The organism is Pseudomonas sp. B6002 (assembly GCF_013385985.1).
GTDB lineage: Bacteria > Pseudomonadota > Gammaproteobacteria > Pseudomonadales > Pseudomonadaceae > Aquipseudomonas.
The window spans coordinates 141,084-150,225 of record NZ_JACAOY010000008.1; the positions used below are offsets into that span (position 1 = coordinate 141,084).

Here is a 9,142-nt window from a genome sequence, read left to right on the forward strand (position 1 = left end):
GGAGCTGGCTTGCCAGCGATGGGGCCCGAGAGATCAGCGCCAAACTCAAGGACGCCATCGCCGGCAAGCCGGGCTCCTACAACGGATCGCGCACCGCCCGCCTACAACTTTTATTGGTGCAGGATCTGAGAAACAGTTTTGTCGTATCTGTTACCAATAAAAGCAAAAAAATGCCCCGATCTCGCGACCGGGGCATTTTTTTGTAACAGCCAGAGCGATTAGTGGTTAACCGCCCCGCTCGCCCCCAAACCAGTCTGCGAACGCACAAACTGCGGGAAGTACAGCGCACGTTCCTTGTCTGCCGCCGCCGACTTGTCGGTGATGGAGAAGAACCAGATGCCGATGAACGCAATGATCATCGAGAACAGTGCCGGGTACTCGTAAGGGAAGATGGCTTTTTCATGGTGCAGGATCGAGACCCAGATGGTTGGGCCCAGGATCATCAGGCCAACCGCACTGATCAGGCCCAACCAGCCGCCGATCATCGCGCCACGGGTGGTGAGGTTTTTCCAGTACATGGAAAGCAGCAACACCGGGAAGTTACAGCTGGCTGCAATGGAGAATGCCAGGCCGACCATAAACGCAATGTTCTGGCTTTCGAACAGGATGCCCAAGCCGATAGCCAACACGCCCAAGGCGATGGTGGTGATCTTCGAGACGCGAATCTCATCCTTGTCGTTGGCCTTGCCTTTCTTGATTACGCTGGCATACAGGTCATGGGACACCGCCGAAGCACCGGCCAGGGTCAAGCCGGCTACCACCGCCAGAATGGTGGCGAAGGCAACAGCCGAAATGAAGCCCAGGAAAATGCTGCCACCCACCGCGTTGGCCAGGTGCACCGCCGCCATGTTGTTACCGCCCAGCAAGGCGCCTGCCGCGTCCTTGAACGCCGGGTTGGTGCTGACCAGCAGGATCGCGCCAAAGCCGATGATAAAGGTCAGGATGTAGAAGTAACCGATGAAACCGGTAGCGTAGAACACACTCTTGCGGGCTTCTTTCGCGTCACTGACGGTGAAGAAGCGCATCAGGATGTGCGGCAGGCCAGCGGTACCGAACATCAGCGCAAGCCCGAGGGAGAACGCCGAGATCGGGTCTTTCACCAGGCCGCCAGGGCTCATGATCGCTTCACCTTTAGGGTGAACCTTGATCGCCTCGGAGAAAAGGACGTTGAAGTCGAAGTTGACGTGTTTCATCACCATCAACGCCATGAACGACGCGCCGGACAACAGCAGCACCGCCTTGATGATCTGCACCCAGGTGGTTGCCAGCATGCCGCCGAACAACACATAGAGCACCATCAGGATGCCCACCAGGATCACCGCCACGTGGTAGTCCAGGCCGAATAGCAGCTGGATCAGCTTACCCGCCCCCACCATCTGCGCGATCAGGTAGAACGCCACCACCACCAGCGAACCACAGGCCGACAGGCTGCGGATCTGGGTTTGCCCGAGGCGGTAGGACGCCACGTCGGCAAAGGTGTACTTGCCCAGGTTACGCAGGCGCTCGGCGATCAGGAACAGGATGATCGGCCAGCCCACCAGGAAGCCGATCGAGTAGATCAGGCCGTCATAACCGGAGGTATACACCAGCGCGGAAATCCCCAGGAAGGACGCCGCCGACATGTAGTCACCGGCAATCGCCAGGCCATTCTGGAAACCGGTGATCTTGCCGCCGGCCGCGTAGTAGTCGGCCGCCGACTTGTTGCGCTTGGACGCCCAGTAGGTGATGCACAGGGTGGCACCGACAAACGCGATGAACATCACGATGGCGGAGACGTTCAGCGGTTGCTTGTGCACTTCACCGGTCAATGCATCCGCCGCCCAAACGGCCGGAGCAAACAGCGAAGCGCCGAATACAGCCAATAGACGCCGGATCATTGCGCAGCCTCCTTGAGAATCGCATTGTTCAGGTCGTCAAATTCGCCGTTGGCCCGGCGTACATAGATGCCGGTCAGGATGAAGGCGGACACAATCAGTCCGACGCCCAGGGGAATGCCCCAGGTAATCGAGGAACCGGGGCTGAGCTTGGCCCCCAGTATTTGTGGCCCGTAGGCGATCAACAGGATGAAAGCGGAGTAGAGCCCTAGCATGATTGCCGAGAGAATCCAGGCGAATCGTTCCCTTTTTCTCACCAGCTCCTTGAAACGCGGGCTGTTTTGAATCGAGAGGTAAATGCTGTCGTTCATTGTTTTTATCCTCGCAGCACAGCTTTTTATTATTTTGGAACGTATCCACTGTATGCGGCTGCCGTAGAGGTTCCAGACGACCTTAGTAGTAGATGGAGATCGCCACTTCGCAAGTTTTGCGGCCAACAAATAAACAACAGCCTGAATACAGACAAATATGTGGGAGCGGGCTTGCCCGCGAATGCGGTGGTTCAGTCGGCTTATGCATCGACTGACACACTGCTTTCGCGGGCAAGCCCGCTCCCACATTAGGTCTGCGGCGTAATTTCTACAGATTAACGGTTACTTACCGGTCCACTCAGCAACACGCTCAGGGTGCTTGGCTACCCAATCCTTGGCTGCGGCATCAGGCTTGGCACCTTCCTGGATCGCCAGCATGACTTCGCCGATTTCGTCCTTGGAGGCCCACTGGAATTTCTTCAGGAAGGCTGCGACTTCCGGCGCTTTCTTCTCCAGGCCCTTGCTGCCGATGCTGTTAACGGTTTCAGCGGCACCGTAAACGCCTTTCGGGTCGTCGAGGAAACGCAGCTTCCACTTGGCGAACATCCAGTGTGGCACCCAACCGGTCACCGCAATGGATTCCTGCTTGTCTTCGGCACGGGTCAGTTCGGCGATCATCGCGGCGCCCGAACTGGCTTGCAGTTTATAGTCGAGGCCGTACTGCTTGATGGCTTCGTCGGTCTTGAGCATCACGCCTGAACCGGCGTCGATGCCGACGATCTTGTTCTTGAAGGTGGTGTCGGTCTTGAGGTCTTCGATGGACTTGGCCTTGACGTACTCCGGCACAATCAGGCCGATCTTCGCGTCCTTGAAGTTGGGGCCGTAGTCGACCACCTTGTCCTTGTTCTTGGCCCAGTACTCACCGTGGGTCACGGGCAGCCAGGCGGAGAGCATGGCGTCGAGTTTGCCGGTGGCCACGCCTTGCCACATGATCCCGGTGGCGACCGCCTGCAGTTTCACGTCATAACCGAGCTTTTCCTTGATCACTTCTGCCGCCACGTGGGTGGTAGCCACGCTGTCGGACCAGCCATCCACATAGCCGATGCTCAGGGTTTTGCTGTCGGCGCTGGCCAGTGTGGAGCTCATCGCAACTACCAGAGTGGCAGCTGCGCCCAAGAGTCGTCGCATCTTCATAGTACTTCCCCGAAAGTGCTGCGCCCGACGGATGCCGAGCGACGTCAACCTAGTTGTTATGTGGTGCACCGCGCCCCCTTCACGCGCATCGATCCGGCTGCTGCCACATCAGTGGAGTGCTGACCCTTTGATCATCAACCTGACGGGGCTTGGAACCTGCTCTGCCTGCGACCTCAGGTGAGCAAGAAACGACATCACAACGCCAGCAAGACCTTTTGCAGGATATGGCGTCAAAATCCCGCCCGAACTTTGCATGTCAAAATTATGCTGCCCCACTGGGACGGGGCAAATCCGGGTAAGATGCGCGCCTTTGCTCTTCCAGATAAGCCGACCATGCCCGCGACTGCCCGCTTCCCTGCCCTGCCCTATTTCCTCGCCTTTGTCCTCGGCCTGCTGGCCCTCGTCGGTTACTGGTACGGCCTCGGCCGGCCCGTGGTGTTGCCGGACGTCGCCAGCGCCAGCCACAAGATGCAATGCGCGTCCTACACGCCCTTCGACAAAAACCAATCCCCGTTCGACCAGCCGTTCAAACTGCGCCCCGAGCGCATGGACGCCGACCTGGCCTTGCTGGCCACCCGCTTCGAATGCATTCGCACCTACTCCATGACCGGCCTGGAAGCCCTGCCCGAAATGGCACGCAAGCATGGATTGAAGCTGATGGCCGGCGCCTGGGTCAGCAGCGACCCGGTGGCGACCGAGAAAGAAATCGACGAACTGATCGCCTCGGCCAACGCCAACCCGGATGTCGTGACCGCCGTGATCGTCGGCAACGAAGCCTTGCTGCGCAAGGAAGTCACCGCCAAGCAGCTGGTGACCTTGATCCACAAAGTCAAAAGCCATATCCAGCAACCGGTGACCTACGCCGACGTGTGGGAGTTCTGGCTACAGCACCCGGAAATCGCCCCGGCCGTGGACTTCCTCACCATCCACCTGCTGCCGTACTGGGAAGATGACCCGTCGGGCATCGACCAGGCGCTCAAGCATGTGGGCGATGTGCGCCAGACCTTCGGCAACAAGTTCGCCCCCAAGGATGTGCTGATCGGCGAAACCGGCTGGCCCAGTGAAGGCCGCCAACGTGAAACTGCCGTGCCGAGCCGGGTCAACGAGGCCAAGTTCATGCGCGGGTTCGTGGCGATGGCCGAAGCCAACGGGTGGCACTACAACCTGATCGAAGCCTTCGACCAGCCGTGGAAACGTGCCAGTGAAGGCGCAGTGGGCGGTTACTGGGGCTTATTCGATGCCGATCGCCAAGACAAGGGCATCCTCGCCGGCCCGGTGAGCAATGTGCCGTACTGGCCGCTGTGGCTCGGGGTGGGCGGGGTGATCCTGCTCGGTACACTGGCGCTTGGCGGTTGCGTACGTAACACACGCTCGGCAGTCCTGCTGCCTCTGCTCGGCGCCGTTGCCGCCTGCTCCATCGGCACCTGGGCCGAGCTGACCCGCGTGACCGCACGTTTTAATGACGAATGGGTGTGGGCAGGCTTGCTGGTGGTGTTGAACCTGCTGGTGCTGGCTCACGCCGCACTGGCCTTGAGCGCCCGGGAAGGTTGGCGTGAACGCGCATTCAACTGGCTGGAGCAGCGCGCCGGTTGGCTGGTGGCGATCGCCGGGTTTGCCGGCGCGGTGATGATGCTGGCACTGGTGTTCGACCCGCGCTACCGCAGCTTCCCGAGTGCGGCCTTGGTATTGCCGGCGCTGGTGTACCTGGTGCGTCCGGTGACCGGGCCGCGTCGGGAAATTGCGCTGCTGGCCTTTATCATCGGTGCCGGCATTGCGCCGCAGTTGTACCGTGAAGGCCTGTTGAACCAGCAGGCGTGGGGGTGGGCAGTGGTCAGCGTGTTGATGGTTGCAGCGTTGTGGCGTTGCTTGCGAGTGCGCAAAACCTGAGACCGCTATCGCAGCGATGCGGCGACCCGACAAGCCAACTCCCACATTTGACCGAGTACATCCTTTGGAATGCGGTCAAGTGTGGGAGCTGGCTTGCCTGCGATAAGGCCCTATCAGGCAACCCGTGGCTTCCTGACCAACCGCAACCCGGCAATCACCACCGCAAACACCGCAAACGTGGTGTTGTACAACGCCAGCGCCGGCAGGCCAAACAGCATCCCCAGCACCGCCAGCACCCATCCCGCACGGCCCGGCACAAAAAACGCCAGCACCGCCGTGACCAGCGCCGCCCAGCCCATCACCTTGAAGTGGATCATCAGGCCCAGGTTCGAGCGCAGTTGGCATTCCCAGCGGCTGGCCTCATCGGCACAGATGCCGACCCACCGTCCATCCTCCATGAAGCCGTAACGTGCGCCATAACTGGCGGCCAGCCATAACGGCAGGGCAATCAGCAGCAGGATCCAGGGTAAACGACGGGACATTGGGGCACTCCGATAGGCAAAAACGGCGCTCAGCTTAATGCCCCGGTGGCCATTGGCAAGGCGCATACACACAATTAGTGTTCACCAACGCGTGGCAAAGTGTATCGTCTGGCTACTATTACCCGGATTCCCACGCTTTTTCCGACTTTTCGTGCCGAGTGATGGCACTTCGGCGACAGCGCGGTGGTCATAGCCTGCGAACATCTTTCAGCACGTTTCCTCTTAGGGATTAAGTCATGCTCCGTTCCTTGCGCTGTGCTGCCCTGCTGGGCAGCCTTTTTCTGAGTGCGTCAGCACTGGCGGTCGACATCGACCAAGCCACCTATGGCTTCCCTCTGACCAACCCGTTCGAAGCGACCATCGCCACCACCCCGCCGGACCTGCGGCCCAAGCTGCCGAGTGACGACGAGATCAACCAGTCCGACTACAGCCTGACGATGCGCCCCGAGCGCGAATTCAGCCTGCCGGACAACTTCTGGGCGGTGAAGAAACTCACCTACCGCATCGCCAAGCAGGACCACGCTGCGCCGCTGATCTTCCTGATCGCCGGCACTGGTGCGCGCTTTGATAGCAGCATCAACGAATACCTGAAAAAGCTGTATTACCAGGCCGGCTATCACGTGGTGCAGCTGTCATCGCCCACCAGTTTCGACTTCATCAGCGCCGCCTCGCGCTTCGCCACCCCGGGTATCACCCAGGAAGACGCCGAAGACATGTACCGCGTGATGCAAGCCGTGCGCGCACAGAACGCCTCGCTGCCGATCACCGACTTCTACCTCACCGGCTACAGCCTGGGTGGCCTGGATGCGGCATTTGTCAGCAAACTGGACGAGACCCGCCGCAGTTTCAACTTCAAGAAAGTGCTGCTGCTCAACCCGCCGGTCAACCTCTACACCTCGATCACCAACCTCGACAAGCTGGTGCAGACCGAGGTCAAAGGCATCAACAACACCACTACTTTCTATGAGTTGGTGCTGAACAAACTGACCCGCTACTTCCAGCAAAAGGGCTACATCGACCTCAATGACGCCCTGCTCTACGACTTCCAGAACTCCAAGCAGCACCTGACCAACGAACAGATGGCCATGCTGATCGGCACCTCGTTCCGCTTTTCGGCGGCCGACATCGCCTTCACCTCGGACCTGATCAACCGCCGCGGCCTGATCATTCCGCCCAAATACCCGATCACCGAAGGCACCAGCCTCACGCCGTTCCTCAAGCGTGCGCTGCAATGCGACTTCGACTGCTACCTCACCGAGCAAGTGATCCCGATGTGGCGCGCCCGCTCCGATGGCGGCAGCCTGTTGCAACTGGTCGATCAGGTCAGCCTGTACGCCCTCAAGGACTACCTGCACAACAGCCCGAAAATCGCCGTCATGCACAACGCCGACGACGTGATCCTGGGCCCTGGCGACCTCGGCTTCCTGCGTAAAACCTTCGGCGATCGCTTGACCGTCTACCCGCTGGGCGGCCACTGCGGCAACCTCAATTACCGCGTCAACGCCGACGCCATGCTGGAGTTCTTCCGTGGCTAAATATCTTCTGCTGCTCGCCGCCCTGATGTGCGCAGGCGTGGCCAATGCCGACAACAGCAAGGCTCATGAACCGGTCAAGGTCGACGCCGATGGTTTCAAGGAGCCGCTGTCCAAGCTCAAGTTCAACCCCGGCCTGGACCAGCGTGAGTTCGAGCGTTCCTCGCTGACAGCGCTTAACGTCTACGACCCGCTGGAGTCGTGGAACCGTCGCGTGTACCACTTCAACTACCGCTTCGACCAATGGGTGTTCCTGCCGGTGGTGGACGGTTACCGCTACGTCACGCCGAGCTTCCTGCGCACGGGCGTGAGCAACTTCTTCAACAACCTGGGCGACGTGCCCAACCTGTTGAACAGCCTGCTGCAACTCAAGGGCCACCGCTCCCTGGAAACCACCGGGCGCCTGCTGCTCAACACCACCATCGGCATCGCCGGCCTGTGGGACCCGGCCACCGCCATGGGCCTGCCGCGCCAGAGCGAAGACTTCGGCCAGACCCTGGGCTTCTACGGGGTCCCCGGTGGCGCCTACCTGGTGCTGCCGATCTTCGGCCCATCGAACCTGCGCGACACCACCGGCCTGATCGTCGACTACGGCGCAGAAACCGAGATCAACTTCCTCAACGTGTCCAAGGTCAGCGAAAACCACCCGGAAATCTGGGCCCTGCGCGCCGTGGACAAGCGCTACCAGACCAGCTTCCGTTATGGGCAGATGAACTCGCCGTTTGAGTATGAAAAAGTGCGGTACATCTATACCGAGTCGCGCAAGTTGCAGATTGCCGAGTAAACAGCGCCCACAAAAAAAGGCCATTCGATTGAATGGCCTTTTTTATTGCAACGTTGAGGGTTCCCGCGGTCTGCGTGGGGCAATCAACATCAGCCCTTCGCCGCTCGCCATACCTTGCCAATTACTTGAACGACGACCAATACCACCGCTCCGGCAATCACTCCCGCCACGCCATTGAGCAGCGTCGGCACCAACCAGGCCACCCCACCCGCGCCCTGGCTGACCGTTTCGATCCAGTGATGCACCACCGGCACGCCATGGGTGAGGATGCCACCGCCCACCAGGAACATCGCCGCCGTACCAATCACCGACAGGCTCTTCATCATGTACGGGGCCGCGCGCAGGATTGCGCCGCCGATACGGCGCGCTGCCTGACCCGGTTTCTGCGTAAGCCACAGGCCCAGGTCGTCCAGCTTGACGATGCCGGCCACCAGCCCATAGACGCCGATGGTCATGACAATGGCGATACCCGACAGCACAACCACCTGCTGCATCAAAGGCGCGTCCGCCACCGTGCCCAGGGTGATGGCAATGATTTCGGCAGAGAGAATGAAGTCCGTGCGAATCGCGCCTTTGATCTTGTCCTTTTCAAAAGCCACCAGGTCGGTCGCCGGGTCCGCAACAGCTTCAACCAACTGCGCATGCTCAGCCTTGTCGTCGCTCTGACTGTGCAGAAATTTATGCGCGAGCTTTTCAAAGCCTTCAAAACACAGGTACGCCCCGCCCAGCATCAACAACGGCGTGACCGCCCAGGGTGCAAACGCGCTGATCAACAAGGCGGCCGGTACCAGGATCAGCTTGTTGACAAACGAGCCCTTGGCCACCGCCCACACCACGGGAATCTCCCGCTCGGCGCGTACGCCCGAGACCTGCTGGGCATTCAGCGCCAAGTCATCGCCCAACACCCCGGCGGTTTTCTTGGCCGCCATTTTGGTCATCAACGCCACATCGTCGAGCACAGCGGCGATGTCGTCGATCAGTACCAACAAGCTGCTTCCTGCCATGATTCGGGCTTCCTGCGTTTAAAGTGCCGCGAATATACCGCGAGCGTTACGAAGGAATATAGACACCCGCACAAACAACGGTTGCTCTGCTTTTGATCTGGCTTGTGATCTCAGACGCCCCGTCAACCACGCTG

9 protein-coding genes are annotated in these 9,142 nt (G+C 60.0%); 4 read left to right on the plus strand and 5 right to left on the minus strand.

Features of this window, described 5'->3' with window-relative positions; genetic code table 11:
- On the plus strand, nucleotides 1–206 hold a 206-nt coding region (locus HX792_RS13075; RefSeq protein WP_176996497.1), incomplete at its 5' end, for a hypothetical protein.
- 12 nt (nucleotides 207–218) lie between these two features.
- On the opposite strand, the gene HX792_RS13080 is transcribed toward HX792_RS13075, so the two are convergent.
- From HX792_RS13080 to HX792_RS13090, 3 genes are all read right to left on the minus strand, one after another.
- Nucleotides 219–1,877 carry a cation acetate symporter gene (locus HX792_RS13080; protein WP_176996498.1) on the minus strand — a complete coding sequence of 553 codons (1,659 nt, stop codon included), beginning with the start codon at nucleotides 1,875–1,877 and terminating at the stop codon, nucleotides 219–221.
- Nucleotides 1,874–2,185, minus strand: coding sequence for a DUF485 domain-containing protein (locus HX792_RS13085; RefSeq protein ID WP_176996499.1), 312 nt, complete (start codon nucleotides 2,183–2,185; stop codon nucleotides 1,874–1,876). The genes HX792_RS13080 and HX792_RS13085 overlap by 4 nt, the downstream gene beginning before the upstream one ends.
- 282 nt (nucleotides 2,186–2,467) lie before the next feature.
- Entirely contained in the window at nucleotides 2,468–3,319 is an 852-nt protein-coding gene (locus HX792_RS13090) for a glycine betaine ABC transporter substrate-binding protein (RefSeq protein ID WP_016972152.1), read from the minus strand.
- A gap of 333 nt (nucleotides 3,320–3,652) precedes the next feature.
- Between HX792_RS13090 and HX792_RS13095 the strand changes: the two genes are divergently transcribed.
- Entirely contained in the window at nucleotides 3,653–5,206 is a 1,554-nt protein-coding gene (locus HX792_RS13095; protein WP_176996500.1) for a glycosyl hydrolase family 17 protein, read from the plus strand.
- Nucleotides 5,207–5,319: 113 nt separating this feature from the next.
- Here HX792_RS13095 and HX792_RS13100 read toward each other — a convergent pair whose 3' ends face one another.
- Entirely contained in the window at nucleotides 5,320–5,688 is a 369-nt protein-coding gene (locus HX792_RS13100; protein WP_176996501.1) for a hypothetical protein, read from the minus strand.
- A 236-nt stretch (nucleotides 5,689–5,924) separates the two neighbouring features.
- Here HX792_RS13100 and HX792_RS13105 point away from each other — a divergent pair, with 236 nt between their 5' ends.
- A complete protein-coding gene (locus HX792_RS13105; protein WP_176996502.1) occupies nucleotides 5,925–7,223 on the plus strand; it encodes a serine/threonine protein kinase in 1,299 nt (432 codons plus the stop codon).
- Nucleotides 7,216–8,004: a VacJ family lipoprotein gene (locus HX792_RS13110; protein WP_176996503.1), complete on the plus strand. Its 789-nt coding sequence runs from the start codon at nucleotides 7,216–7,218 to the stop codon at nucleotides 8,002–8,004. Before HX792_RS13105 ends, HX792_RS13110 begins: the two co-directional genes overlap by 8 nt.
- A gap of 89 nt (nucleotides 8,005–8,093) precedes the next feature.
- Here HX792_RS13110 and HX792_RS13115 read toward each other — a convergent pair whose 3' ends face one another.
- On the minus strand, nucleotides 8,094–9,008 hold the full coding sequence (locus HX792_RS13115) for a DUF808 domain-containing protein (protein ID WP_176996504.1): 915 nt from the start codon (nucleotides 9,006–9,008) through the stop codon (nucleotides 8,094–8,096).
- Nucleotides 9,009–9,142 lie beyond the last annotated feature (134 nt).

Coding starts and splice junctions, on each gene's coding strand:
- HX792_RS13080 (WP_176996498.1), bottom strand. CDS start 1,877: ATGATCCGGCGTCTATTGGCTGTATTCGGCGCTTCGCTGTTTGCTCCG.
- HX792_RS13085 (WP_176996499.1), bottom strand. CDS start 2,185: ATGAACGACAGCATTTACCTCTCGATTCAAAACAGCCCGCGTTTCAAG.
- HX792_RS13090 (WP_016972152.1), bottom strand. CDS start 3,319: ATGAAGATGCGACGACTCTTGGGCGCAGCTGCCACTCTGGTAGTTGCG.
- HX792_RS13095 (WP_176996500.1), top strand. CDS start 3,653: ATGCCCGCGACTGCCCGCTTCCCTGCCCTGCCCTATTTCCTCGCCTTT.
- HX792_RS13100 (WP_176996501.1), bottom strand. CDS start 5,688: ATGTCCCGTCGTTTACCCTGGATCCTGCTGCTGATTGCCCTGCCGTTA.
- HX792_RS13105 (WP_176996502.1), top strand. CDS start 5,925: ATGCTCCGTTCCTTGCGCTGTGCTGCCCTGCTGGGCAGCCTTTTTCTG.
- HX792_RS13115 (WP_176996504.1), bottom strand. CDS start 9,008: ATGGCAGGAAGCAGCTTGTTGGTACTGATCGACGACATCGCCGCTGTG.